Origin of the sequence: Bacillus mesophilum, from assembly GCF_008923265.1 — a bacterium.
Taxonomy (GTDB): domain Bacteria; phylum Bacillota; class Bacilli; order Bacillales; family Cytobacillaceae; genus Cytobacillus; species Cytobacillus mesophilum.
The window spans coordinates 575,498-598,317 of the sequence record NZ_WBOT01000002.1; the positions used below are offsets into that span (position 1 = coordinate 575,498).

Genomic DNA, 22,820 nt, shown 5'->3' on the forward strand with positions numbered 1-22,820 from the left:
CATATTTCATAAATAACATTTGCTAAAATTCCGTAAAAATGAAATGCTTTTAATTAGCTGTTCAAATAACCAAAAAAGGGGATTGGAAATTGTTATATTATGTAGTTGACGCTTTTACAGAAACAAGATTTGGCGGAAATCCGGCAGGCGTAGTGATCCACGAACATTTAGACGAAGCATTTATGCAGAAATTTGCTGCAGAAGTTCGCTTTTCAGAGACAGCATTTATTAAAAAAATAGACCATAAACATTTTGAAATTAAGTTTTTCACACCGACCTCCCAGGTGGAACTTTGTGGACATGCCACAATCGCCTCCTTTACAGCCTTATTGGAGAACAACGATGTTGAAGATAACCATACATATTTTATAAAAACACTCGCTGGGACACTTGCTGTTGAAGTGGATCAATCTTTTATTATAATGGAGCAAGCTGAACCTGTGCTTGGAAAAACATTCGATGATTATGTCCATTTGGCGAACCTCTTCAACATGGATGAAAACCAAATAGGCAGTACAGACTTCCATCTGGTACCTCAGGCTGCAAGTACTGGTCTGTGGGATATCATGCTCCCGATTAAAACGAAGGATGCATTATATGCTCTAAATCCTGATTTTAAAGCACTTGCTGAGTATTCAAAGATCCATAACGTAGGTGGAGTCCATGCCTTTACTCTTGATGTAAAAGAAGGGATCGCAGAGAGCAGAAACTTTTGTCCGCTCTATGGCATTAATGAAGAATCAGCAACAGGCACTTCAAACGCTGCATTAACCTATTACCTTTTCAAAAACAATGTATTACAGCAATTTAATCAGGAGTACACTTTTCTTCAGGGAAATAGCATGGGAAGACCGTCTAAAATCATTACAAAATTAATGAATGAAGAAGATCCAAGAGTAAAGGTTGGAGGCAAAGGGGTTATTGTAACAAAGGGAAAATTATATTAAGTGCCATTCTGTTATAAAGATGGCGCTCCATCTTTATATAATTTACCTTTCAAAATATAGGAAATAGAGGACAATCGAACATGGAAATCATATTGAATGATGATCAATTTGAGTCCCTCAAATCAATGCAATCAACAATCAAAAAACTGGAAAAAGCATATGTCCAGATGAATGAAAAGGGTGCAAATACAACTCTGGTAAAAAAACGGCTGGATGCCTGTAAAATTGGACTTGCTGTGCTAGAAAGTGATTGGAACGGAATCACACATTTATACAGCCAGGCAGATTTAAAAGATGCCCGTAAAGCCCTTCTTGCTTTAATTCCTTCTATTGAAAGCAGTTATGCCAGATCAAAAGCTGGCAGTCCGCAAAGAACACTTTTAGAAAGAAGACTTAAAGCGTTGGACTTTGTTGATGAAGCAATGAAGGAACAATTAACTAAGAAAAAAAGTCGATTTTAAAATCATTTATTTAATTTCCCCTTAAAATCTCATCTAATATAAAATAGAGTATCGCAATAATAAAGGCATACAAAACATACACACTATTTGGTGCTGAATACGAAAATATTGCAAGAGACACAAAATAAACAAATACTTTAACTAATTTTCGCTTTCCTTTGCAAATAAATTTAGTTAACAACTCTGCAACGGTAGATGAAATTAATCCGTATAAGAAAATAAAAAGTGTAGTATATAAAAATACAACTAATAGAGTTGGAAAAAAATCTTCATGTTTTTCAAAAGAGCCTAGTAGCATAATTGCTGTAAGTATAATTGAGGTAATAATAAGAATTATTATGTTACGTACAATAAAATCTTTCAATATAGTTCACCTTCTTGATTCATTTATGCAAATAATAGATAAGCTTTTAATTTCATCATAGTGAGTTAATTATATTTGATTTATTGATTTACAAAAAGGTTAAAATGTTAATGATTGTAAAAAAACAAATAACAAGAACAATAAAAACAGCTTTTTCAAAGGGTCTCCTTGAAAAAGCTGTTTATCATTAATCTAAGTATTCTTATTCCGCTTCTCCTTCTCCGCCCGATAAAACTCATGAAACATTTTCATCAAAGCGCGTTTCTCAATGCGGGAGACATAGCTGCGGGATATGTTGAGCTCTTTCGCAATTTCACGCTGCGTCTTTTCCTTTTTCAGGTCCAGTCCAAACCGTCCCACAATCACTTCTCTTTCGCGGCCATCGAGGACATCAATGTATTCACGAACCTTCTCAAGCTCCATGTTAAGCTGGATTGTGTTGATGACATCTTCGGATTCGGATTTGAGAACGTCGATTAGGGAGATTTCATTTCCAAGAGGATGTTATCTGTTTTGTTTAAATTTTATATTAAGAATGTGTAAGTTTAATTATACATTCTATTTAACATTTTCCTCATTGTTAACCTGTTCTTGCTGTTCTCGCTCTTCTTTTTTCTTTTCAGCAATAAGGCCAATAAAAAAATCTTCATAATCTTGTTCAGATGTTATACCTTTAAACCCATCATCCAATTGATTTATCTCTTTCTGATTGGTGATAATATCAAATAGATTTTCTACTTTTTTTCTTGCTTCTTTATACACTCCACTTGTAGCTACTTCGTTTAATATATTATATATCGTCTGTGTCTTTTTACTATTCTCTATTTCTCCTATACCTATTGCTTCTTCAAAATTAGATACTGAGGAAAAAATTCTAATGTTATTACTGATTTTAAGCTTTAATATATTTTTACAATTAGTTAATTGTGCTTGTAATGTTTTAGATGAAAATTTATAGTTATTATCCACATCATGTATTACGTCATAATTTGTGTTAAATTGATTCAATATTTTCATTAAAGTACAGATTGTTGCTTTCCCTCTTGCCCTAATAATATGTATATTTACATTTTTTTCTTTAAAAAAATGTTTAAATGCTATATATTCTGTATCACCTTCTACAATAACTATTTTATCGGCAAAGAAAAATTCATTAATATAAGAATCAACATAATTTAATATTTTCATATTTTTTATATCATTGTCGTCAAATTGGGTTGTCGCTGACTTATATAATTGAATTGCTTTATTTTCACCAACCCTAAAAACTTGAATAGACGTATGTTTTTCTGCCAAATCAATAAGAACTGGAGAATGCGTCGAAATCATCAAAGGCATTCTCGCTCCAATTTCATATAGAGAGCGACTTAAAGCTCTTACAGCTTCGGGATGTAAAAAAGCTTCTGGTTCATCAATTAATAACAATTTTTCCTCTGTATTACCCAATAACTTATTCTGAATCATATTTTGAATAAGATAAATCAAACTCATTCTCTGTAAGCCCGTTCCTTGATTAGCTAATGGCATTTGTTTTTGTCTATTACTGTCAATAACTATGCTGGAGCTTGTACTTTTAACCAAATCACTTGCCGAAAAACCATCACTCTCTCCTCCTAATACTTCCAAAGCCAATTCATCATTTGAAAATAATTTACGTAAGTCACCAGAAACATCGTTACTAACTTTATCCAAAACAAGATCTATACTTTTTTTTAGCTTTTTAAGAAAAATTGGGTATGCTTTACGTATTTGATCATACTCTCGTTTCATTATCTCGTAATCTGGATCTTCATCGGCAATTTCTAATTCTATCTTTTCTAATTTACTTTTTATTATTTGAGAATACATAGTTTGTATTAGTTGGTTTATGTCTTCTGTAGTCATAGCAGGAGTAATATAGTAAGGCTTATTATTGATTATTTCATCAAAAATATCTTTTTCAGGATGTTTTGCCTTGATTTCTTTTGTATCCGTTCCATAGTATTTTGGTAGTGATCCAGCTTGATATTTCTTAAAGAAAGTATGCGATTCTTCTCCGGACAAAAATTCTGCTTCAAGTATAATTTCATTATTAGTATCGGAAAAACAATCACTTGCAATAGTATTTGTCTTTGTATCTTTAACAAAGAAGCAGTTAATTGCTTCAAGAATTGTGGATTTCCCTGTATTATTTCTTCCAGTTAGAATTGCAATAGAGTCTGCAGAAAAATCAATTGTAAATTTCTCACTAAAAACTTTATAATTTGTCACACTGAATTTAGTAATTCTCAAATTGCCCACCCCGAATTAACATATTTTTTACAATTAATGATTCTATTTTACCAAATACAAATTATTAATTTTTATCTTTTTTGAGAATATTCTCCTAAAAATAAAAAAACTGTCGGAAAATGACAGCTTTTGTTTAATGATTTATCACTATTAAATATAATGAATTTTTTCTTCATTTTTCCGATGGATGGGTATCTATATTTTTATCCCACATTATCGTCCTATTTAGCAATCTGAAGTTATACTTTTTATAATAATGATATTGCCTCATTTCATTTTTCTCATCGGTATTTTTAACGAATAAAAAAGGGCAAGAGCGTAATCACTCTTCCCCCTTTGATGTGCTGCTTATTATGCTTTGTTTCCCCCACGGAAAGCACCAAGAATTAGCGAAATGAATTTCGGTACGAAATTGAATGCAAGTCTTAAAAGAACAAACCCTGCAACTAATCCAAGTAAAGTCATCCCTGCTGTAACCATGTCAGATACTTCAAACGGTAATGATACTCCTGTTAAATCTAGCATTGTATTATTCTCCTCCATTTTTGAGTTCCTCCTAAAAGGAATAATTTTTTATAATATCGGGGGTCCCGATGATTAACACTAATAATGTTTTACCTCAATTTCATCATCGTCATCATCATTTTTACTTGCTGCTTGCTTGAAAGTATTGATGATAATAACCAAAAATAACCCTAGAGCAATCAGCGCAACTGCTAGCATCACCATTGGAGAAACCGAGGACAAAAGCTGTCTTACATATCCCCAAAACTCCAGCATCCTCTCTTCTGTGAAAAAGTTCATGGATGGCAGCTGATTCATTATGATCCCCTACTTTGCTTAACAGCCTTAATAATGACGGAGATCAATAATCCCATTGCGATTATGGCACGATGATCATAACGAAGTTTGCCGAGGTTCTTAATAAAAAACCGAAACTTTCCCAAAAGAACGACCAATCCCATACTCCCGACAAATTCACAAGTTATATCGCCCCTTTCAGCCTGTTTTTCTAAATTCCACAACTGTCAGCACCATCGATATAAAAACCGCCCAGGTGATCAAAGAGGTCATTATGTCTGGATTTCCAAGGAAGTAGCTGAAAGCACTTGCCATCAATCCGCCTATTCCATTCATCCTCGCCTATCCCTCCAGTTTGTTGCTGCAGTATAAATCAAAGAGATAATAGGAAAAGCCAGGGCACAAGCCGATAGGAACAAAACATATGTAAGAACTATCTCAGCAGGAGTTTGTTCGAAAACTTCATACATGTTCGCTACCTCCTAATGATCCGACTTAAAAATTGAAAGATGATTAATGCCATTAGCAGCGTAGAAACGATCAATTCACCGAACGTTATCTCATGAATAATAGCAACTTTGCCTTTTTCATTTTCAATGACCGTCATTTCTCGCACATCAACGGGAACAACAACTTGCGGATTATCCTGAGAAACAGCATTCACCGTTCTATCCTCGTCTATGGATGTCTGATCAGCACCAGGAGCTTGATCTGTTGCTTCCTCACTTTGAGAAGAATCAATAGGTTGGCCCGTTTCTGGTTCCATTGCGATCACCTCTTAATCAAACTATAAAAGGTTCAAGCATAAGATAATATCCCAAAAAAATTTTTGGGTTATATTAAAAGACTTGTTTATAAAAGATTGTTGTTTTATCAAATTTGCGTAAACATATTGACTAATAAAATAATTTGTAACGAAAAGAGGGTTTACTTCGTCTAAATTGAATAATTTAAAAATAAGTTAGGAGGTGTTTTAATATGAAAAAAATAACTCTTTTGTCTCTATCACTTCTATTTATGATTTCTTCATCTGTTCAAGCATTATCTTGGGCTATTATTTTTGTTGTTTGGGAAGGAAAAGTTTATGAGGTTAAACAAGAGGAAATTATCGAAAATAGTGTAATTGGTAATGTCATTGGAGAAGTAAAGACCACTCCCGATGATATGACTGGTGATTACTATGGAGATGCTTCAAACTTTTATTCGATAGGAACAAAATATTATGAAATAAAAGGAATATCAACTTCCGATGCAATTGCGATAAAAGAAGGCAATCAATGGGTGAAGGCTGTTTATGTTCATAAGGCACCTTTTCACATAATGAATATTTTAACTAACCCGTTTTTCATTATATCTATTGGATTTATTATATTGATTTTAATTGGAGTCATATTTCGAAATAAAAAGTTAAAAAGCCTAAAATAACATATAATCCAATTCTTTAAAGACTTCTTAATTGAGGTCATTTGTTATGCAATTCTTAGAAATTCAACTGTTGTATAATTTGATTGTTGACATGCTGAAATAAGCATTTATTCTCACGTTTATCAAATGCAAAATCTCCCCTAATCTAAGCAACCGGAACAAATAAAATGTGAGTTTGAAGTTTGTCAGCGATTTTAGGCACTTCCACAATCCATATGAAAACAACCTATAAAAAAATGCAGGAAGATAAAGCCTTCCTGCTACTTTTAATAAATTTCTATATTTTTATTTGTTCTTCTGTTTTATAACAAAAATTCATTGATTTAGCTACTTAAATCTTATTCAAAAACTGCTTTGCCGCGTAATTTTAATAATATATATTTATATTAATATACCGCACGTTTTTGTGTTGTGATCTTAAATTTACGGCCATTCTTAGTAATCCCTGTTTCTACTGTTTCAATCCATTCTCTTAAATCATTTTCTGTATATCCAAGTTCAATTAACTGTTCTGGAAACTCAGAATCATACTTACGTAGCCACCGTTTCATTTTTAATAAGGCAATTCGACTATTTCCAAACCCATATACATGCCTCTCTGTTTTCGCAGTATATGGCTGCCTACCGCAATATTCCGTTAAATATATGTATTGCTTTCCTTCAGAGCGTACCTGGCTTAAATACGCCATATCCTTTCCCCCTTTATAGGTTCCGAATCCTTCAGAAGCTAGTTGTGAATGTTCAGAACCTACCTTGTGTTTACTAAAAACAAATTTGAAACCTCTTAACAAATTAAACGTAAATAAATTGAGGTGATAAAATGACAACCAAACAAATTTGTAAGATATGTGGTAATGATAAATTTGTTCAAGGTCAATTAGGTAACGGCCATACTAGTCTTGTCCCTATTGATAAAATTCTAGGTAGTTCTCTCCTCATATTTACTTTTTGCAAAAAATGTGGAGAAGTGGCTTCAATCAAAGTTAAGAATCCTTCAAAATTTTAGATACAAACTAGTCAATTGATTTCGACCGAATAATCGGTCTTTTTTGTTTGGAGAAACACTCCTATCATTATGTTTATTAGCATTGTATAATCTAATATTTAATTGCATACTCTAAAAAAATCGAGGTGAACAAGATGCTGGTCAACTTTTTTAGAGTATTTAACGCAATAGTTTTGTGGGGAATAGTATTCTTTTTTCTTCCAAAGCGATCCATTAAAAGGTTTCTTCCTGTTACTCTTTTCTGTTCAGCGATCATATTAATACAAACCCTTTTAAACCCTATCTTCGGTTGGTGGAAGGTTAAAGGTGGATATAAGTATATGGTCTTTGATGCAATAGCCTTTATTATTGGACCGTTTTTCACTACAAATTTATGGGTATTCCACTTTACATATAAAAAATTCACTCTATATGCTTTAACGAATTTAGTATTTGATATAATATTTGCGTTTGTCCTCAGTCCGTTTTTTGAAAAAGTTGGACATTACAAGTTAAAGAAATACTCCAGAAAAACTATCTTTATTATTTTTTATTTATTTTCCTTAATGAACTATGGTTTTCAAATCCTTTTTGAGAAGAGTAAAGATTCAGAAACCGACCTTCAAAGAGGTAAATATATTGAAAAATAAATTAGAAAAAAGAATTGAGATATCCGCGTGGATAATTATGTCATTCTTATTAATATTATTTGTTCCGAAAAACAGAATCCGTGAAGCTCACCTATCATTCTTGTTTAAACAGGTAATTACTTGGCTGTTTGGTTTACTTGTGGTTGAAAGAAATCTAATAACATATCCTTATCGTTTATTTTTCAGAAAAGCTAATAAGTCTAGTTTTACATTTGAGTATTTTGTTTACCCGGCAATGTGTACATTATTTAATCTGCATTACCCAGAGAACAAAAATGCCGTCTTTAAATTCTGTCATTACTTTTTATATTCGGGTGTGATTACCGGTTTTGAAGCAATTGCAGTAAGATACACGGACTTAATAAACTACAAAAAATGGACATGGTATTGGAGCTTAATAACAATGTGGTTTACATTTTATCTTTCGCGAATCTACCACAGATGGTTTTTTAAAGATAAACTAAATCGTTCGATAGTCGAGTGAATGATCTACTCATATCATTTTGTTACGTTAAGTCCAAACGGTGTAATTACAACTCCAGTTACTCTTAAAAATTATGCTACAATTATAGTTAATTAAGACGACAGGAGTGTTTAATTTGAAGGTATTACAAAATTACATCAAAGCTACAAATACTCATAATTTTGAAGAAGTTAGAAAATCCCTTCATCCTAATGCTGTTTATTTCTTCTCAGATCAAACCTGTACAACCCACGAAGAAATTCAAGCATACTTTGAAAATGGTTGGTCCATTGTTCAGGAAGAAAGCTATCAAGCCAAAAATGTGAATTGGCTATATTCCGGAAGCGACTCAGCAACGTGTACTTATACATATTTCTATGAAGGCTATATCGATGGAAAAACTATAAGTGGTCGCGGAAGAGCCACAAACATCTTCGTCAAAGAATCCGATGAATGGCTTCTTATCCACGAGCATTTAAGCCCATTACCAAAATGACTTTGAGAAAGACGTCCTGTACTTGTGGACGTTTTTTTATTTAATTCTTATTTTCCTTCGACTATGGGAAACACTGCTTACTCTGTTTATTAAACAGCCAGTTTATGGCCAAGCTTTGCAGCTATTTTAATTGCTTCTTCCTTAGTGACGGAAATATCATCAATAATACTTTCTTCTTCATCTAGCAAATCAATAATATAATTTGGAGATCCTGGACCGCCTTTAACAGCTTCAAACTCATTAGATATTTCCTCAAACAATTCTCTAGTTTTATGTTCATCCCCGATATTCAATGCTAATAAGGTATCAAATCCGTCAGCAGCATCATTAATTCTTACAAACTGAAATCCCCATGTATTTTCATTCATGTTTTCCAACTCCTTTCTTTATTTGTGAAACATTTTTACTCTTTTGTTAATTACACCTGAATCCACCGTTTATTTGGCAGCTCCTCTGCTGTATCAAGAACTCTGTCTCTAAAAGGATGAACTCGACCGCGACAGATTTCATAAAACCTCAATTTTCCACCATGCTTTATTGCAAATGAAGGTTCATCTAGGCAAGCTTTTTCATCTGGCAAGAACACTGCAGCAATTTCAAAATTTGGATCATAAGCTTTAGCCAAACTAAACACTTCATCGACTTTGACATCTCTTTCGAATGAAAATAGATCAAGTTGCTTCATAGCCGCCTCCTTATAAATAAATTTAGCAATTTGTGTTTAGCTCAAATTATTTAGGGTATTAAAATAAAATTGTTTGTAATTAAACAATATCTTTCGTTGACCGATAAAAAAGTGATTGACCCGTTAGGAGAGAAAAAATTGAAATCACTTAATGTTCTCGATAATTCAGTTCTAATTAGATCCTTTAAAGATGCGGTTTCTCTGAAGCTTGATAAAAGATTCATTAAGCTGCTTCAAAGTGAAATCATTAAAAGAGGTTTAATGAAACTCAAAAACTAATTATTATCCAGTATTTGAATGAGCCTGCAAGGGCTCTTTTTATTTAGTAAACTTAATAATTCTTGAGGTGGCTTTTCTTACATGCGTTTCAATTGCGATCCAAGGACATTTTGTAATTCTTCTAATCAATTGGATCTATCTACCTTACGTTGGCTTAATAGCCAAAAATATTCTTTTTTCAGAATATACAAATTTTTATTAATCAACTCACATTTTTTCTGTTAATATATTTACATATTCATACAATTGGAGGTGGAAATAATGAAAAAATGGTTAATCAGACTTGGTCTAATAAGTGTTTTAACTTTTTCTTTAGTTGCTCCAGCAGCAGCGGGTAACATTACTCCTGATACTTGTGGCAGGACACATCCATGTGATGAAGAATATTAAATGGACTGATAACGTCTAAAAGAATTTTTTTCAAAGAGAGAATAATTAATTTGCCATGCACAGATATAGTTCTGTGCTTTCTTATTTTTTATTCTTGAAAATTTTTGTTGAAACTCACGTAGCGTCATATTTTATACTCCTTAATAGGAGGCGATAATTGTGAAAAAATATTTTCAACAGAAAAATATAATTATTGGTAAGATTGATCAAAATCATCCGCAGGCATTAGAAATTAGCAAAGAAATTGATAAAACCATATCATCTGCTACTAAAATGGTTAATGACTTAGCATCATCCTCTAACAACAATCGCAAATAACTGTACCTATTTAATTGGCACTTAAAGGTGCCTTTTTTTATGAAACATTACAAAATAAATTGTCTAACCCACACCCCTTCCACTCTTCTTCCCCACCCACTCAACAAACCCACCGCCTGCTCAAATGCCTTCCCAAACAAAACATCATGCACAATCGTTTTCGTCTTATAAGCTTCTGCCTGCCCTGGCAAATAGTTTTCCCTCCAGGTGCTTGCTCGGCTATATGGGAGCCTTTGAATGTAAAGGAAGGCTCCACGGCCGTATCTGTATTCGTAAAGCTCCCCATGATCATAAACAAGGAAGCCAAGCTTTCTGGCAGCTGTGTTTTCTGCCTGGCGCTGGATCAGCTCCTGTTTATGTTTTTTTATTTGTGCTTTCAAACGATCATCAAGGAATCCAGTTTCATAGACTAGTTTTGTTTTGCCGTTTATTTCTTCTATTTTTATAATTAAGTGATACATTGTGTTAAGAAGTTGATAAATCATTAAATTTCCTCCTCGATTACTGTAGAGTTACTTTTTGTATTCAAAGTTACCCTTAGTGACCTGTTCTCTAGATTAGTCTCAAATTTTTTCTCTATAGGAGGTAAACTAGAAATTGCATCACTTTGGGTAACTGAGTAACTATTAGGTAACTTATCCTTGTAATTTGCCAGGAGACCGATGCCGAAAAAGAAGGTACGGTTGCCTGTTGATTTACGTTTTGAGAAGCCACGCATTTGCAGACGGCTGCTGAATGCACGCTGCTTCATCGGGTATTCTCCGTTTTCCTCGGCCCACTTCATATAGGTCTTGTGGATCTCATTAACTGCAACTTTGGCTTCTGGCATGACTACACAGTTTTCATCAAGGAAATTTGAAAGGAGATCCATTTCTTCCTTATATTCGTCTGTGGCTGCCTTCACTTCGTCTGGCTCTCCAAGTTCTTCTTCCTGCCATTTTAGGCAGCCTTCAACTACCCATCGCAGAATACCTGGAAGCTCTGCTCTTAATTTCTCTGGCAGCTGCTTGTCCACTTCTTCACGTGGAATGGTGTGCGTGAAAGGAATCAGTCTGATTCTTCGCCAGATTCCCTCGTCATCACCCTTCACGATCGGTTTATGATTTGTCGTGAAAAAGATCTTAAATTCAGGGATGAACTCGAAAAACTCTTTTCTCAAAAATCTGGCCGTTATCGGCTCACCACCAGTTAGCTGCTTAATTAGCGCTTCGGATAATTTCTGTCCATCCTCTGACTCCACAGCTGAAACAAATCTTGCGCCATGCAGACGGGCAATATCATTGTTAATGCCGTTATCATTCATCTTGCTCGTAAACGTATCACTGTTCATTTGCTTGCCGTAATCGCCTAATATATCTTTCACGATGTTTATAAAAGTGGATTTTCCGTTGCTGCCTGTGCCCCATAGGAAAAAGGCCACCTGTTCATTCGTATCTCCTGTGAGCGTGTACCCATTGCCTTTTGGAGAAAATCAATTAGATCTTATTTCACATTTCCCTGTTCATCCTTCATAATGCTCTCCAGAAAGCCGATCCATGTTGGACATTCAGCTTCTTTCAAAAAGTTAATATGAGTGTTTTTCGTCATATATAAAGCACGATTATGTGGCAGCAAGTCTCCTGTTTTCAGATCCACAACTCCATTCGCACAATTCAGCTTAAACCGATCCTTATTCAAATCGTCCTGGCTGATCGGGAGCATGGCTTCGGATCGAGCTATACTATTAAGGAAAAAGGAGCTTTTTTCACTGGATTGCGCCAATTTGACAAGCTCATTTCTTCGGCTCATATCTTCTTCCTTGGCTGCTTCTGTAAAAATTTCACGAAACGTTTTTAAAGCGATGCGCTCAATTTGTTTCTTTTTATCCTCAATCCATGTCTTACCGTTCCATAACAGCCACTCTTCAAATTCAATGCAAAAGCGTAAATTGCTGCCGTTTCGATGCACAAGTCATTCCGCATTGCCGACTTCGGTTAAATTGAATTTAGGTTCTTTTTGTGGATCGGTTGCTTGCTTCACTGGAGGATTGGCTGGAGGTGCTGATCCTCCATACATTTTCCCACTTGGAACTCGTTGCAAGGCGCTTTTATAAGTCGCTATGTACTCGTTATGATCCAGTGGCGGTAAAAACAAATACTTATTAATAAAGCTAGTAATCTCATGAATCTCGTCCTGGTCATAACCAAATTCAACAAGACGGCAAGCGTGAGCATACATGGCATTATTCCGTCCGCCTTCATTCATTGGAACAGGAAAAGGCCTTCCATCTTTGTTTAGCTTTTTCAAACGCTCAAAGTATATCGGCATTTCAGACAGCTTACCATCATGCAGCTATTTATTTATGTTTATTATTTGGCAGTAGGTCGGCGAAACCTACTGCCATTTTTCTGTTCATTGATCTTTTTTCTGTCGCATCTTCTCTTCAATTTCTTCTAAAATGGACCAACCGCAGCGATGAAATTCTTTTAATATTTGATCCACTTCTGCTTGTGTTTTTTTAGGCGGTGCAACAATATGAACGACTGTATTGCCTATTTCATAAGTTGCGTCATAAACCTTCTGCTTCATAAGCAAATCACCTCTTGAAACATGTGTATGACTCAAGCATTGAGGGACGACCCCTGTATTTGTTGACATTCTTTTCACCTTCCTTTTAAAACGCTGCTGTCCGATAATTTATTTATATTTTTTAAAATGATTGTTTTTACGATAATTTTCTCTCTTCAAAGATGTTCAAAGTCTCCGAAGAGGTTTGCCAGTATCGAGTTGATCACGTGCATCGAAATGCTAAATTAAAGGATAATGCATATACATTAAATAGGGATCGGGGTGAAGAACAGCATGAACAAAGTAGCCATGTATTTGAGGAAGTCAAGAGCCGATATTGAGGCCGAATCACGTGGTGAAGGGGAAACATTAGCTAAACATAAAAAGGCATTGTTAAAGGTTGCTAGTGAACTTCAACTAAATATAATAAAGATTTATGAAGAGATCGTTTCTGGTGAAAGTTTAATGCACCGTCCTGCCATGATGCAGCTGCTAAATGAAGTGGAAGCACATAAATATGATGCAGTTATTTGCATGGATATGGACCGACTAGGCCGTGGAGGAATGAAGGAGCAAGGCTTGATCTTAGAAACGTTTAAGGAAGCTAATACTAAGATCATTACACCAAGAAAGACTTATGACCTTCATGATGAATGGGATGAAGAATATAGCGAGTTTGAAGCGTTTATGGCTCGTAAAGAATTAAAGATCATCACAAGACGTTTGCAGCGTGGTCGCTTGGCTAGTGTTGAAGCAGGGAACTATATCGGCACTACACCTCCCTATGGTTATAAGATTAAGCCTTTAAAAGATGGTCGATCACTAGAACCTCATGAAGAACAATCTTCTGTGGTAAAAATGATTTTTGACTGGTACACCCATGATGATCCAGAAGTAAGAATAGGGGCTGCCATGATTGCCAATAAACTGAATGAGCTTGGCTATAAAACAGCCAAAGGCAACAAATGGTCAAATAGCTCCGTTTTAAGTGTAATCAAAAATGCTGTTTATGCCGGCAGAATACAATGGGGAAAGACCAAGACAACGAAATCTTCTGATCCTCATAAAACGAAAGAAATAGCAACCAAACCAAAAGAACAATGGATTGATGTTGAAGGGAAGCACGAGCCAATCATCAGCATGGAGCTGTTCCAGAAAGCACAGGAAGTCTTAAAAGGTCGTTATCATGTTCCCTATCAGCTAGTAAATGGCATTACAAATCCTTTAGCTGGTATTGTTGTTTGTGATAAATGCGGAGCCAAGATGGTGTACCGTCCTTACACAACACAGAAGCCACATATTAAGTGCTACAACAATCCTCGCTGTGATAACAAGGCAAGTAATTTTGAATTAATAGAAAGACGAATTATAGAGTCCTTAGAGCAATGGTTAGAAGCATATAAAGCTGATTGGGAAATGAGAGTAAATGAAGATAGCGACGGCGAATTGGAGCTGGCAGAATTCAATCGAACTGCACTAGTTAAACTAGAACGTGAATTAGTTGAAACAGAGAAGCAGCAGCACAAGCTACACGATTTACTGGAGCGTGGAATTTATACGGAGAAAGTTTTCTTAGAACGATCTCGGCATTTATCTCAGCGTACAGAGGAAATAAACGCTGCCATCGAATCAGCTAAAGATTCACTAAGCCTGGAAGAAGAACGGCAGCAAGCCAAACAAAAAATTATTCCACAGGTAGAACATGTCCTGGATCTCTATTACAGAAGCGATGATCCCAAACGGAAAAACAGCCTTCTCAAGAGTGTTCTTGAAAAAGCTGTTTATCGGAAAGAAAAACATCAGTGGCGTGATGACTTTCAATTGATCCTATATCCAAAATTAAATAAATAAAGCCCTTCAATTAGAGGGCTTTTTCTTACATGCGATTTTTCAGGCTATTGATTTCAAGCTCAGCGTCAGCCACTTTGCGATTAACAAAGATCACACTATCTTTTAACGTATTTAAATCATTCATCAAACGATTATCCGCATTCACATTTTCAATATGCTGCAGATCCATTTTATCTGATAACTTATCTATTTTTGTATTTACTTCTTCAAACCTTTTATTTACTTCATCAAATCTGATATTTACATCTTCAAAATTATTATTTACTTCTGCAAATTTCTCTCCCATTGAAGCTTTCAGTGATTTTATTGAAGAATTCTGTGTCTGCTGTGCTGTCTTTATTTCTTTTAACTCTTGTAAGAGCTGCTGCAGCAATTGTTCACTCATTAAGAAATTCTCCTCCCTAGAAATTCGTTCACTTTTTATATACATACATTGTACAACAATTTCGGCTGTAAGAAACCCTTTTGTTAAGGGATTTTTTAGAACGGATAACATGTTAGGGTTAATTCATTCCCTTCCTTATCCTGCCCAATCGGATCATGCAGTGAGACATCTTTCTTTGTCTTCTTCAGCGCTCTCAGATGCATGAGGATTTCATTTTCAATACATCTGGCTGCGTATGTCGCGAGCTTTGTTCCTTTGCCTTCTGAATAGCTTTCAATCGCTTTGATTAAGCCGATTGTTCCAATCGAGATCAGGTCTTCAGAATCTTCACCTGTATTTTCAAATTTTTTCACAATATGGGCAACAAGCCGTAAGTTATGCTCAATCAGCATATTGCGCGCATGGGCATCGCCTTCTGCCATTAGCCGCAAATATTTTTTCTCATCTGCTGCTGACAGCGGCTGTGGAAAGGCATTGTTTTTTACGTATGAAACAAGGAAGATGATTTCCTTTACCATAAATCCGAGTGCTGTTAAAATTCCGGACATTTCTGCCACCCCCGCTTTCAAGACTTTTTCCTATACCTAATTCCTATGTGAGGGCGGAGTTGTTTTTGTCTGTCCTACTTCATATTTTAATTAGCATTATTTGGGTTTAACCTATTTCGTACAGTCATAGCGGACTTAAGAGCAATAATTTTCTGTTCAATAATTTTTTAAAATAATACGCCTTATTCAGACCATCTGCTTCGTATGATCTCTTGGGTGAATTTTATGCCTCATTAGACAAACTCTCCCCTTTTTCTGTATGATAAAAATATCATAGTTGAAAGAGGTTAGAGACTTGCCTGCACAGAAAATTATCTTGGCTATTACGCTCATCATCATTGTTTTGGCTTCAACTGGAGAGCTTATTTTTAATGGATTTGCCCTAAGGCCGATTCTTATTATGGCTGCGGCGATTGCGATTGTGGCATTTTTGTGGTTTTTTCCGAGGGATAGACGGCAATAGCTCAATATTAAAAAGGATCAGCACCCAGATGCTGATCCTTTTCTTCTATTCCACACTGACTTCGGCGGCGATAATGCAGCCAATTGATCCGCATATAACCAATCCCATCACGATTATAAACATGCCTCCACCCCTTATCACCATTTCTTACCTTTAATGTAGCATAGCTGATTCATGGTGGATCAAAGGGGTTGTGAACATTTTGTTAATCCATGTGACTTTTCTTGGTTTTTCTGCGCCTAAAACCTAATGTGAAAATGAGTATATGCAATGACATGTATACCACTCCCCTTTGCCGTTAGGTGGAGTCCTTCTCCACATAGAATATTGCCAGCCTGCCTTGCATCATAAATAACATCTTATTCCCCGCCTTTCCTTGTAATTTTGTTCTTAAAATTAAAATCTGCCGTAAAGTGAGAATTGACGATCACGGTTTTCTTCCATTAGCTTGTGACACATTTCTTCGCGAAGAGCATCTTCTGTTGTCATCTTGCGCTTATGAATGGTAACGGTGAAAAACAGAATATTTAGGGTCATGCATACCACCTCCTTTTTTTCTATCCTTAAGCCTATTTTTGGGCAGCAAAAAGCCGCAGGGCATACTGCTCCTGCGGCAAAAGGGCACAAAAATGCCGCAGGAAACGAATCTCCCTGCGGCATGGATAGATAAAATTAAATTAAGCGATCCAGTCCAAGTCGGTCGAATTCGTTACATATGAAGTTTGATTCAATTGTTCAATAACACTAAATTTCATCATCATTTTCTTCGACCTCCTTTTAGAATTTTCCACTTACATTGGTAAGTATATCCACAAAAACCAATTTTGTAAACAACAATTTGAAAAATTGTGCAAAAATGTTGACTTGCCTACTGAATGGCCGCGAAACAGCAAACATTTCGTATGTATTTGCTGTTTCGAAAATCAGATATCCGCTGTCCAGGAAATATTTCCGCCGTTAAATGGATTTTATCCGCGCTTTTAAAAAAATTTCCGCCGTTATTTTCATTTATCCGCCAAAAACGACATTTTATCCGCCAAACCCCTTCCCTCACATCACACAAAGCACTGCACCCCCAAAAGAACCGCACAAAAGAACCGCACAAAAAAACGCCTCTCAGGCGTTTTTATTTCTTCATTAAATATTCGTCGCCGCCTTCAGTTTCTGCAAGTAAAGAACGACATTTACGTGAGCGCACAAAAAAGAAGATCGCTCCTGCTAAAAAGAAGACAGATGCTGCTGTCATAATATGTGAATCAGCCAATGCTTGTTCCGTTGGCAAGATCATTCCTAAATAAAAAAACGAGCCTACAGCCAGAAGGGAGATCGCAAATCGTTTGAAATCTAGCATTTTTTCATATAAACCTTTTGCATTTTGTTTCATCTCATCACCCCGTTGATGTGTATGTCTCTCTCTTTAAAAACTATAAATCTACTGTAACATGCCTGGCAGGGTGATAGTATATGTAAATATTGTAAATAAAACCGTGATTCAGCTGCATAAGCACATATCCCATACTGCTAAAAAAAGACTCCCCGTCAAGGAGAGTCTCAAGCATCAGTATTAATCTTCCAACGCATTCTTCAAATCTTCAATTAAATCTTCCGCATCTTCTAATCCAACCGAAATGCGCACAAGACCTTCTGTAATGCCCAGTTCCGCTCTGCGTTCTGCCGGAATCGATGCATGTGTCATTCGTGCTGGCACTGAAATTAAGCTTTCTACCGCACCAAGGCTTTCTGCGAGCGTGAAGTATTTAATCTTTTTAAGAAGCTTATCAGCATTTTCGCCGCTGCCGACATCAAAGGAAACCATTCCGCCAAAGCCACCAGCCTGTTTTTTGGCAATCTCATGGTTTGGATGCTCTTCTAGACCTGGGTAGAATACCTTTTCAACAGCAGGGTGATTTTTTAAGAACTCTACTATATCATGTGTATTTTTCTCAGTTTCTTCCATGCGCACGCCCAATGTTTTAATGCCGCGCATCAACAGCCAAGAATCCTGCGGTCCAAGTACGCCGCCTGTGGAATTTTGCACAAAATGCAGATCTTCTGCTAATTTTTCACTGTTCACAACCACTAGTCCTGCCACGACATCACTATGGCCGCCAATGTACTTCGTTGCACTGTGCAGAACAATATCAGCACCATTTTCGATTGGTGTCTGCCAGTAAGGAGTTGAGAATGTATTATCAACGATTGTCAGCAGATTATGCTTTTTCGCTTCTGCCACTGCACCTTCGATATCTGTAATTTTCAAAAGCGGGTTTGTCGGTGTTTCTAAATACAATGCAACTGTATTCGATTGAACCGCCTTCTCAATATTGTCCAAATTGCTTGTATCTACAAACGTAGACTCAATTCCAAAGCGATTTAACACTTTTGACATAACACGGAAAGTACCCCCGTAAACATCGTCTGTTAAAATCACATGATCGCCGCTCTTAAACAGCATCATAACAGCTGTAATGGCCGCCATTCCTGAACCAAAGGCAAATCCAGCATGGCCGCCTTCCAAATCTTTGATCAGTTCTTCTAACGCATGGCGAGTTGGGTTGCCTGTACGGGAATATTCAAACCCGCTATGCTTTCCTACGCTCTCCTGCTTGTAAGTACTAACCTGGTAAATGGGAACAGATACAGCGCCAGTATGCGGGTCACCTGCGATACCGCCGTGTATCAGCTTTGTTTTTCTTTTCATTTAAATACCTCCATCGAAAATCTTTTTACTTAAGTATCGTTCACTGGCATCCGGGAAAATAACCACGATATTGGTTCCTTCCGGTGCCTTTTTCGCTTCCTCCAGGGCAGCATGAAAAGCGGCTCCTGAAGAACTTCCAACCAGTAAACCTTCCTTTTGTGCCAGCTCTTTTACTCGTGCGAACGCATCAATATCCAAAATGGTATGAATCTCGTTAAAATAAGCAGGATCCATATAGTCTGGCAAAAACTCCATGCCAATTCCTTCTGTTTTGTGAGGGCCAGATTGTCCTCCATTTAAAATAGAGCCTTCTGGTTCCACAATCACTGTTTTGATTTGGTCATTCTGTTCCTTTAAGTAGCGGGCTGTTCCCATGAATGTGCCGCCGGTTCCTGCACCAGCTACGAAAATATCCAACTGACCGTCCATCTGCTTATAAAGTTCTGGTCCAAGTGTCTTATAGTAGGTGTCTGGATTAGCCGGATTTGCGAATTGCTGCGGGCAATATGAGTCAGGAATTTCCTTTAATAATTCCTTCGCCTTTCTGATGGCACCAGCCATTCCTTCGCTTGTTGGCGTATGGATAATTTCCGCTCCTAGTGCCTTCATTATTTCCTGCTTTTCGATACTGAATTTCTCGGGCATGCAGACCATGACCTTTACTCCACGATTGATGGCAGCAAGCGCCAAGCCAATGCCCGTATTTCCGGCTGTCGGCTCAATCACAGTGCCGCCTTCCTTCAACTTTCCGCTGGCAAAAGCCGCATGTAAAAGCTCCTGGCCAAGGCGGTCTTTCACACTGCCGCCAGGATTCATAAATTCGAGCTTCGCAAAAAGGCGGACAGCCTTCGGAAGCTTGAACTGGGTGATTTCAACGATAGGAGTATGGCCGATTAATTCGTGAATGTTTTTATATACGTTCAAGCCAATCAATTCCTTTTTTAGCCATTATTTTTAATGGAAGAAGTAATGCTCATGACTAAGTTTGCTGAATGCAATGCTGCTGTTTCAAGAAACTTGTCGAATGAAATATCAGATTCCTTGCCGGCGATATCGGATAGAGATCGAATCACGACAAATGGAATGTTAAATTGGTGACAAACCTGTGCAATTGCAGCTGCTTCCATTTCAACTGCCTGCAAATCTTCAAACTTTTCTCTCACTGCCTCTACACGTACAGGGTCGCTCATAAACGAATCTCCTGTTGCGATTAATCCGCGCACTACTTGAATGTCGCCTGATTCTTTTGCACACTCTTCTGCAATTTTCACAAGCTTTTCATCCGCCGTATAAGCTGCAGGCATTTGCGGCACTTGGCCATATTCATAGCCAAAAGCCGTGGCATCCACATCATGGTGCCTTAATTCTGTTGAGATAACGACATCTCCTACATTCAGTTTTGGATTTAAGCCGCCAGCAGAACCTGTATTAATGACATAATCCGGCTTAAAGCGGTCCAATAAAACGGTTGTAGACATAGCCGCATTGACTTTTCCAATTCCAGAACGAAGCAGGATCACATCTGCTCCATCCATCTCACCTGTTGTATATTCGCAGCCTGCAATTGTTTCGACTGTTTGATTCGTTATTTTGTCTCGTAGGATCGTTACTTCTTCTTCCATTGCTCCGATAATTGCGATTTTCATTGTTTTTTTACCTCTTCCTTATTTTTTAACTCCTTCCATAATCCAGACAAAATCATTTACACGAGAAAATGTTACTGTAAAGTTGTTTTGTTCCATGAAGGCTTTTAAAACAGGGATGGTTGTGTAATATTCCCTTTGCAAGTCTTCAGCTAAATTATGGAAGCCGTTTTCCTGTGCAGAAGCAATTGCTTCCTCATATGCGTCCTTGGTTTCATACATTGTGTCCGCAAACACTATTTTACCACCAGAGGGAAGAAGTTTTCCATAATTGCTAATGGCATAGCCTTTCTCTTCATCTGTCAGATGGTGAAAAGCATAACTGCTGACAATCGTATCCACCTGTCCTTTGATCGCAAAGTGAAGGAAATCGCCATCGAGAATCTCAGCTTCCCCGGCTAGCTTGGTTTGTGCTACTTTTCTCATCGCGGGGGAAGGCTCGATACCCGTAACAGTTAAACCATTGTCTAATAGCTTCCTTGTCAGATTCCCCGTGCCCGGACCAAATTCCAGCACCCTTCCAGAAGAGCGTTTTGCCACTTCCTCTAATAAAGGATCATAATGTTTAAAGACTTCTTTATACTCAATATCATGCCCTGTAACGGTATCATCATAACTGTCTGCCCAATTTTCAAAAAGCTCTAGAAATTCTTTTCCCATTTGTACTCACTCTCCATAAACTTATAATTCCTATGAGTATACTATGAATTAAATCAAAACTTGTTCCCAATGTACCATAGGAAGTGTCAACTTTCAATTATCAACTCTCCTTTTCAAGAAATTTTTATTGGTATAAAATAAGCATAACATCGTAAAAGAGAGGATCTTAAACTCATGAATATTCATTTTGATTATATTGAAGATAAAGTGGAATTTTTCGAGGCGGTCGACTTAAAAGCATTGGAGGCAAAAATCAACGCTCAAATCGAGGAAAATAAACCTTTAATGCTGCGCGTTCATCATGTTGGCCATCAGATGCATGTGGATGAAAAAGGGAAAACTTTTTTTACGGCGGTTGTGCATTTTAAGGCGAAATAGCAAGAAAAGCAGAAGCTCCTTTCATAGGCACAACAAACTTAAGATGAGTCCAGAGGAAAGGGCGTATTTGACCTTTCCTCTGGCTTATCCTTTATGATCTCGAGTCCCAGCGCCTGGAGCTAGACATATAGAAAAGCTGAAATGCCCGATTAGCTTGGACAACTTGTGGAACTAGTACGTCAAGCTAACATTAAACAGCAAAAGCCACTCACATGAGTGGCTTTCCTCTTTAATTTCTATTGAATCTCCCTAAGCTCTTCCACCTTCACTGGCTTCCAGCCTTCGCCGTCAATCCAATCAATATAAACACGGTAGTTTTCAGTTCGGTCTTTTGAGCGAACTGTTGCAACGGATTTATTGACGCCGTTATTGCCAAGGAAGATGATGGTCATATTTTCTTCGGCTAAACCAGTCGCATAGGTGATCGCTTTCACACTTTCCTGCCAGTCCACTGAACTAGAGTCATAAATCGCACCAGGGTGCTCCGTCTGCACAGTGCCTACTGGCTGCCACGCTGGATTTTGAATTGTGCGGATGATGTTGGAACCCTCACTTCCTTCTGTAACGACATCCTGACTGGAATCAGCCGGCGCTACTTCATCAGAAGTCTGTTCTTCATTTTCTTCATTTTCATTTTCAGACGTTTCCTGATCTTGTGGTGTTTCTTCATCTTCCGTGTCAGATGGCTCTGTTACATCCTCTGAGGTGTCGCCAGGTTCATTTTCATTGGTTTCTGTTGTCTGTTCCTCATTTTCCGTTCCGTTTGCTGCCTGGTTATCATTGTCATTTCCTGAAAAAACGGTATAGGAAACGATGATGATCAGCAATAATACAACCACAATTAAACTATTTAAAATGATGTTGGTTTTTTTACGCTTTGATCTTTTTCCATATCTGGAATATTCCTCTTGATTGCCTTTCATCGTGTTCTCCTCCCAAAAAGACATTCTTTAATTAGACAATATTGTGTCCATATTTTTTATGCAAATTCTATAGACAGATTTGCTGAAAACCATTCTACCATGAATAGCAGAAAAACAAAAAGAATCCTATTCTTCTTCAGGCTAAAAGGGAAAATGGCACCAGCAGAACTCTCTGCATTCACCTAT

At 36.9% G+C, this 22,820-nt stretch carries 35 protein-coding genes and 2 pseudogenes; 12 read left to right on the forward strand and 25 right to left on the reverse strand.

Features of this window, described 5'->3' with window-relative positions; genetic code table 11:
• Window positions 1-89: 89 nt before the first annotated feature.
• A complete protein-coding gene (locus F7732_RS07790) occupies window positions 90-947 on the forward strand; it encodes a PhzF family phenazine biosynthesis protein (protein WP_151573339.1) in 858 nt (285 codons plus the stop codon).
• Between the two features lie 80 nt (window positions 948-1,027).
• Entirely contained in the window at window positions 1,028-1,408 is a 381-nt protein-coding gene (locus tag F7732_RS07795) for a hypothetical protein (protein ID WP_151573340.1), read from the forward strand.
• 10 nt (window positions 1,409-1,418) lie between these two features.
• Here F7732_RS07795 and F7732_RS07800 read toward each other — a convergent pair whose 3' ends face one another.
• The 7 genes and pseudogenes from F7732_RS07800 to F7732_RS07830 form a co-directional block, all read right to left on the reverse strand.
• Entirely contained in the window at window positions 1,419-1,772 is a 354-nt protein-coding gene (locus F7732_RS07800; RefSeq protein WP_151573341.1) for a hypothetical protein, read from the reverse strand.
• Window positions 1,773-1,964: 192 nt separating this feature from the next.
• Window positions 1,965-2,267 (reverse strand): annotated as a pseudogene (locus F7732_RS07805) (sigma-70 family RNA polymerase sigma factor); the annotation flags it as partial.
• A gap of 63 nt (window positions 2,268-2,330) precedes the next feature.
• Window positions 2,331-4,052 carry an ATP-dependent nuclease gene (locus F7732_RS07810; RefSeq protein ID WP_240056560.1) on the reverse strand — a complete coding sequence of 574 codons (1,722 nt, stop codon included), beginning with the start codon at window positions 4,050-4,052 and terminating at the stop codon, window positions 2,331-2,333.
• Between the two features lie 342 nt (window positions 4,053-4,394).
• Window positions 4,395-4,586, reverse strand: a complete 192-nt coding sequence (locus tag F7732_RS07815; RefSeq protein WP_151573343.1) for a hypothetical protein — start codon at window positions 4,584-4,586, stop codon at window positions 4,395-4,397.
• A 60-nt stretch (window positions 4,587-4,646) separates the two neighbouring features.
• Entirely contained in the window at window positions 4,647-4,865 is a 219-nt protein-coding gene (locus F7732_RS07820) for a hypothetical protein (protein WP_151573344.1), read from the reverse strand.
• 177 nt (window positions 4,866-5,042) lie between these two features.
• A complete protein-coding gene (locus F7732_RS22830) occupies window positions 5,043-5,180 on the reverse strand; it encodes a hypothetical protein (protein ID WP_192913004.1) in 138 nt (45 codons plus the stop codon).
• 139 nt (window positions 5,181-5,319) lie between these two features.
• Window positions 5,320-5,610 (reverse strand): hypothetical protein, encoded by a 291-nt coding sequence (locus F7732_RS07830; RefSeq protein WP_151573345.1) that lies wholly within the window; start codon window positions 5,608-5,610, stop codon window positions 5,320-5,322.
• Between the two features lie 212 nt (window positions 5,611-5,822).
• Here F7732_RS07830 and F7732_RS07835 point away from each other — a divergent pair, with 212 nt between their 5' ends.
• On the forward strand, window positions 5,823-6,269 hold the full coding sequence (locus tag F7732_RS07835; protein ID WP_151573346.1) for a hypothetical protein: 447 nt from the start codon (window positions 5,823-5,825) through the stop codon (window positions 6,267-6,269).
• A gap of 386 nt (window positions 6,270-6,655) precedes the next feature.
• Here the strand turns inward: F7732_RS07835 and F7732_RS07840 are convergent, their stop codons facing one another.
• Complete coding sequence (locus F7732_RS07840; RefSeq protein ID WP_151573347.1) at window positions 6,656-6,958, reverse strand: hypothetical protein; 303 nt, start codon at window positions 6,956-6,958, stop codon at window positions 6,656-6,658.
• A gap of 637 nt (window positions 6,959-7,595) precedes the next feature.
• Between F7732_RS07840 and F7732_RS23010 the strand changes: the two genes are divergently transcribed.
• From F7732_RS23010 to F7732_RS07860, 3 genes are all read left to right on the forward strand, one after another.
• On the forward strand, window positions 7,596-7,904 hold the full coding sequence (locus tag F7732_RS23010; protein WP_240056561.1) for a hypothetical protein: 309 nt from the start codon (window positions 7,596-7,598) through the stop codon (window positions 7,902-7,904).
• Window positions 7,905-7,941: 37 nt separating this feature from the next.
• The gene (locus tag F7732_RS23350; protein ID WP_151573687.1) at window positions 7,942-8,388 is read left to right on the forward strand and encodes a CBO0543 family protein; all 447 of its coding nucleotides are present in this window, start codon (window positions 7,942-7,944) and stop codon (window positions 8,386-8,388) included.
• Between the two features lie 115 nt (window positions 8,389-8,503).
• On the forward strand, window positions 8,504-8,863 hold the full coding sequence (locus F7732_RS07860) for a YybH family protein (protein ID WP_151573349.1): 360 nt from the start codon (window positions 8,504-8,506) through the stop codon (window positions 8,861-8,863).
• Between the two features lie 89 nt (window positions 8,864-8,952).
• Here F7732_RS07860 and F7732_RS07865 read toward each other — a convergent pair whose 3' ends face one another.
• A complete protein-coding gene (locus tag F7732_RS07865; protein WP_151573350.1) occupies window positions 8,953-9,231 on the reverse strand; it encodes a hypothetical protein in 279 nt (92 codons plus the stop codon).
• A 50-nt stretch (window positions 9,232-9,281) separates the two neighbouring features.
• Window positions 9,282-9,548 (reverse strand): hypothetical protein, encoded by a 267-nt coding sequence (locus tag F7732_RS07870; protein WP_151573351.1) that lies wholly within the window; start codon window positions 9,546-9,548, stop codon window positions 9,282-9,284.
• Window positions 9,549-9,686: 138 nt separating this feature from the next.
• Between F7732_RS07870 and sda the strand changes: the two genes are divergently transcribed.
• Window positions 9,687-9,827: a sporulation histidine kinase inhibitor Sda gene (sda, locus tag F7732_RS22570; protein WP_161598845.1), complete on the forward strand. Its 141-nt coding sequence runs from the start codon at window positions 9,687-9,689 to the stop codon at window positions 9,825-9,827.
• Between the two features lie 261 nt (window positions 9,828-10,088).
• Entirely contained in the window at window positions 10,089-10,217 is a 129-nt protein-coding gene (locus tag F7732_RS23225) for a hypothetical protein (RefSeq protein ID WP_275670917.1), read from the forward strand.
• On the opposite strand, the gene F7732_RS23230 is transcribed toward F7732_RS23225, so the two are convergent.
• Window positions 10,214-10,345 carry a hypothetical protein gene (locus tag F7732_RS23230; RefSeq protein ID WP_275670918.1) on the reverse strand — a complete coding sequence of 44 codons (132 nt, stop codon included), beginning with the start codon at window positions 10,343-10,345 and terminating at the stop codon, window positions 10,214-10,216. The two genes, F7732_RS23225 and F7732_RS23230, sit on opposite strands and share 4 nt — an antisense overlap.
• 31 nt (window positions 10,346-10,376) lie before the next feature.
• On the opposite strand from F7732_RS23230, the gene F7732_RS22575 reads away from it, so the two are divergent.
• On the forward strand, window positions 10,377-10,535 hold the full coding sequence (locus tag F7732_RS22575) for a hypothetical protein (RefSeq protein WP_161598846.1): 159 nt from the start codon (window positions 10,377-10,379) through the stop codon (window positions 10,533-10,535).
• A 47-nt stretch (window positions 10,536-10,582) separates the two neighbouring features.
• Here F7732_RS22575 and F7732_RS07880 read toward each other — a convergent pair whose 3' ends face one another.
• The 5 genes from F7732_RS07880 to F7732_RS07890 all read right to left on the reverse strand — a co-directional run bounded on the left by F7732_RS07880 (window position 10,583) and on the right by F7732_RS07890 (window position 13,172).
• The gene (locus F7732_RS07880) at window positions 10,583-11,020 is read right to left on the reverse strand and encodes a hypothetical protein (RefSeq protein ID WP_151573353.1); all 438 of its coding nucleotides are present in this window, start codon (window positions 11,018-11,020) and stop codon (window positions 10,583-10,585) included.
• Window positions 11,020-11,955, reverse strand: a complete 936-nt coding sequence (locus F7732_RS23015; RefSeq protein ID WP_240056562.1) for a DNA primase family protein — start codon at window positions 11,953-11,955, stop codon at window positions 11,020-11,022. Before F7732_RS23015 ends, F7732_RS07880 begins: the two co-directional genes overlap by 1 nt.
• A 62-nt stretch (window positions 11,956-12,017) precedes the next feature.
• A complete protein-coding gene (locus tag F7732_RS23020) occupies window positions 12,018-12,482 on the reverse strand; it encodes a hypothetical protein (protein WP_240056563.1) in 465 nt (154 codons plus the stop codon).
• Between the two features lie 3 nt (window positions 12,483-12,485).
• The gene (locus tag F7732_RS23025; protein ID WP_240056564.1) at window positions 12,486-12,842 is read right to left on the reverse strand and encodes a primase alpha helix C-terminal domain-containing protein; all 357 of its coding nucleotides are present in this window, start codon (window positions 12,840-12,842) and stop codon (window positions 12,486-12,488) included.
• An 84-nt stretch (window positions 12,843-12,926) separates the two neighbouring features.
• Window positions 12,927-13,172, reverse strand: coding sequence for a hypothetical protein (locus tag F7732_RS07890; RefSeq protein ID WP_151573354.1), 246 nt, complete (start codon window positions 13,170-13,172; stop codon window positions 12,927-12,929).
• A gap of 204 nt (window positions 13,173-13,376) precedes the next feature.
• Here F7732_RS07890 and F7732_RS07895 point away from each other — a divergent pair, with 204 nt between their 5' ends.
• The gene (locus tag F7732_RS07895) at window positions 13,377-14,933 is read left to right on the forward strand and encodes a recombinase family protein (protein WP_151573355.1); all 1,557 of its coding nucleotides are present in this window, start codon (window positions 13,377-13,379) and stop codon (window positions 14,931-14,933) included.
• Window positions 14,934-14,958: 25 nt separating this feature from the next.
• On the opposite strand, the gene F7732_RS07900 is transcribed toward F7732_RS07895, so the two are convergent.
• Entirely contained in the window at window positions 14,959-15,318 is a 360-nt protein-coding gene (locus F7732_RS07900) for a hypothetical protein (protein ID WP_151573356.1), read from the reverse strand.
• A gap of 113 nt (window positions 15,319-15,431) precedes the next feature.
• Window positions 15,432-15,866, reverse strand: a pseudogene (gene sigK, locus F7732_RS07905) (RNA polymerase sporulation sigma factor SigK); the annotation flags it as partial.
• Between the two features lie 295 nt (window positions 15,867-16,161).
• Between sigK and F7732_RS22580 the strand changes: the two are divergent.
• Window positions 16,162-16,329 carry a hypothetical protein gene (locus F7732_RS22580; protein WP_161598847.1) on the forward strand — a complete coding sequence of 56 codons (168 nt, stop codon included), beginning with the start codon at window positions 16,162-16,164 and terminating at the stop codon, window positions 16,327-16,329.
• A gap of 396 nt (window positions 16,330-16,725) precedes the next feature.
• Here F7732_RS22580 and F7732_RS07910 read toward each other — a convergent pair whose 3' ends face one another.
• The 6 genes from F7732_RS07910 to F7732_RS07935 all read right to left on the reverse strand — a co-directional run bounded on the left by F7732_RS07910 (window position 16,726) and on the right by F7732_RS07935 (window position 21,333).
• Window positions 16,726-16,866 (reverse strand): YrzI family small protein, encoded by a 141-nt coding sequence (locus F7732_RS07910; RefSeq protein ID WP_080844821.1) that lies wholly within the window; start codon window positions 16,864-16,866, stop codon window positions 16,726-16,728.
• Between the two features lie 589 nt (window positions 16,867-17,455).
• Window positions 17,456-17,713, reverse strand: coding sequence for a YrhC family protein (locus tag F7732_RS07915; protein ID WP_066443250.1), 258 nt, complete (start codon window positions 17,711-17,713; stop codon window positions 17,456-17,458).
• A 180-nt stretch (window positions 17,714-17,893) separates the two neighbouring features.
• Window positions 17,894-19,030: a bifunctional cystathionine gamma-lyase/homocysteine desulfhydrase gene (locus tag F7732_RS07920; protein WP_151573357.1), complete on the reverse strand. Its 1,137-nt coding sequence runs from the start codon at window positions 19,028-19,030 to the stop codon at window positions 17,894-17,896.
• Complete coding sequence (locus F7732_RS07925) at window positions 19,031-19,954, reverse strand: PLP-dependent cysteine synthase family protein (RefSeq protein WP_151573358.1); 924 nt, start codon at window positions 19,952-19,954, stop codon at window positions 19,031-19,033. It abuts the gene before it with no gap.
• 17 nt (window positions 19,955-19,971) lie between these two features.
• Complete coding sequence (mtnN, locus tag F7732_RS07930) at window positions 19,972-20,676, reverse strand: 5'-methylthioadenosine/S-adenosylhomocysteine nucleosidase (RefSeq protein ID WP_151573359.1); 705 nt, start codon at window positions 20,674-20,676, stop codon at window positions 19,972-19,974.
• 18 nt (window positions 20,677-20,694) lie between these two features.
• Window positions 20,695-21,333: a class I SAM-dependent methyltransferase gene (locus F7732_RS07935; protein ID WP_151573360.1), complete on the reverse strand. Its 639-nt coding sequence runs from the start codon at window positions 21,331-21,333 to the stop codon at window positions 20,695-20,697.
• Between the two features lie 174 nt (window positions 21,334-21,507).
• On the opposite strand from F7732_RS07935, the gene F7732_RS07940 reads away from it, so the two are divergent.
• Window positions 21,508-21,711 carry a DUF2536 family protein gene (locus F7732_RS07940; protein WP_151573361.1) on the forward strand — a complete coding sequence of 68 codons (204 nt, stop codon included), beginning with the start codon at window positions 21,508-21,510 and terminating at the stop codon, window positions 21,709-21,711.
• Between the two features lie 236 nt (window positions 21,712-21,947).
• Here the strand turns inward: F7732_RS07940 and F7732_RS07945 are convergent, their stop codons facing one another.
• The gene (locus F7732_RS07945) at window positions 21,948-22,634 is read right to left on the reverse strand and encodes a YrrS family protein (protein ID WP_151573362.1); all 687 of its coding nucleotides are present in this window, start codon (window positions 22,632-22,634) and stop codon (window positions 21,948-21,950) included.
• Window positions 22,635-22,820 lie beyond the last annotated feature (186 nt).

What these genes read in the sequence shown, in the direction of transcription:
- F7732_RS23010 (WP_240056561.1), top strand. Translation starts at nt 7,596, where the DNA reads ATGGTCTTTGATGCAATAGCCTTTATTATTGGACCGTTTTTCACTACA.
- F7732_RS07900 (WP_151573356.1), bottom strand. Translation starts at nt 15,318, where the DNA reads ATGAGTGAACAATTGCTGCAGCAGCTCTTACAAGAGTTAAAAGAAATA.
- F7732_RS07915 (WP_066443250.1), bottom strand. Translation starts at nt 17,713, where the DNA reads ATGAAACAAAATGCAAAAGGTTTATATGAAAAAATGCTAGATTTCAAA.
- F7732_RS07935 (WP_151573360.1), bottom strand. Translation starts at nt 21,333, where the DNA reads ATGGGAAAAGAATTTCTAGAGCTTTTTGAAAATTGGGCAGACAGTTAT.
- F7732_RS07920 (WP_151573357.1), bottom strand. Translation starts at nt 19,030, where the DNA reads ATGAAAAGAAAAACAAAGCTGATACACGGCGGTATCGCAGGTGACCCG.
- F7732_RS07890 (WP_151573354.1), bottom strand. Translation starts at nt 13,172, where the DNA reads ATGTCAACAAATACAGGGGTCGTCCCTCAATGCTTGAGTCATACACAT.
- F7732_RS07865 (WP_151573350.1), bottom strand. Translation starts at nt 9,231, where the DNA reads ATGAATGAAAATACATGGGGATTTCAGTTTGTAAGAATTAATGATGCT.
- mtnN (WP_151573359.1), bottom strand. Translation starts at nt 20,676, where the DNA reads ATGAAAATCGCAATTATCGGAGCAATGGAAGAAGAAGTAACGATCCTA.
- F7732_RS07880 (WP_151573353.1), bottom strand. Translation starts at nt 11,020, where the DNA reads ATGATTTATCAACTTCTTAACACAATGTATCACTTAATTATAAAAATA.
- F7732_RS23230 (WP_275670918.1), bottom strand. Translation starts at nt 10,345, where the DNA reads ATGACGCTACGTGAGTTTCAACAAAAATTTTCAAGAATAAAAAATAAG.
- F7732_RS23025 (WP_240056564.1), bottom strand. Translation starts at nt 12,842, where the DNA reads ATGCCGATATACTTTGAGCGTTTGAAAAAGCTAAACAAAGATGGAAGG.
- F7732_RS07895 (WP_151573355.1), top strand. Translation starts at nt 13,377, where the DNA reads ATGAACAAAGTAGCCATGTATTTGAGGAAGTCAAGAGCCGATATTGAG.
- F7732_RS07910 (WP_080844821.1), bottom strand. Translation starts at nt 16,866, where the DNA reads ATGACCCTAAATATTCTGTTTTTCACCGTTACCATTCATAAGCGCAAG.
- F7732_RS07945 (WP_151573362.1), bottom strand. Translation starts at nt 22,634, where the DNA reads ATGAAAGGCAATCAAGAGGAATATTCCAGATATGGAAAAAGATCAAAG.
- F7732_RS07815 (WP_151573343.1), bottom strand. Translation starts at nt 4,586, where the DNA reads ATGGAGGAGAATAATACAATGCTAGATTTAACAGGAGTATCATTACCG.
- F7732_RS23225 (WP_275670917.1), top strand. Translation starts at nt 10,089, where the DNA reads ATGAAAAAATGGTTAATCAGACTTGGTCTAATAAGTGTTTTAACTTTT.
- F7732_RS07940 (WP_151573361.1), top strand. Translation starts at nt 21,508, where the DNA reads ATGAATATTCATTTTGATTATATTGAAGATAAAGTGGAATTTTTCGAG.
- F7732_RS07840 (WP_151573347.1), bottom strand. Translation starts at nt 6,958, where the DNA reads ATGGCGTATTTAAGCCAGGTACGCTCTGAAGGAAAGCAATACATATAT.
- F7732_RS07820 (WP_151573344.1), bottom strand. Translation starts at nt 4,865, where the DNA reads ATGAATCAGCTGCCATCCATGAACTTTTTCACAGAAGAGAGGATGCTG.
- F7732_RS07830 (WP_151573345.1), bottom strand. Translation starts at nt 5,610, where the DNA reads ATGGAACCAGAAACGGGCCAACCTATTGATTCTTCTCAAAGTGAGGAA.
- F7732_RS22830 (WP_192913004.1), bottom strand. Translation starts at nt 5,180, where the DNA reads ATGAATGGAATAGGCGGATTGATGGCAAGTGCTTTCAGCTACTTCCTT.
- F7732_RS23350 (WP_151573687.1), top strand. Translation starts at nt 7,942, where the DNA reads ATGTCATTCTTATTAATATTATTTGTTCCGAAAAACAGAATCCGTGAA.
- F7732_RS07795 (WP_151573340.1), top strand. Translation starts at nt 1,028, where the DNA reads ATGGAAATCATATTGAATGATGATCAATTTGAGTCCCTCAAATCAATG.
- F7732_RS07835 (WP_151573346.1), top strand. Translation starts at nt 5,823, where the DNA reads ATGAAAAAAATAACTCTTTTGTCTCTATCACTTCTATTTATGATTTCT.
- F7732_RS07870 (WP_151573351.1), bottom strand. Translation starts at nt 9,548, where the DNA reads ATGAAGCAACTTGATCTATTTTCATTCGAAAGAGATGTCAAAGTCGAT.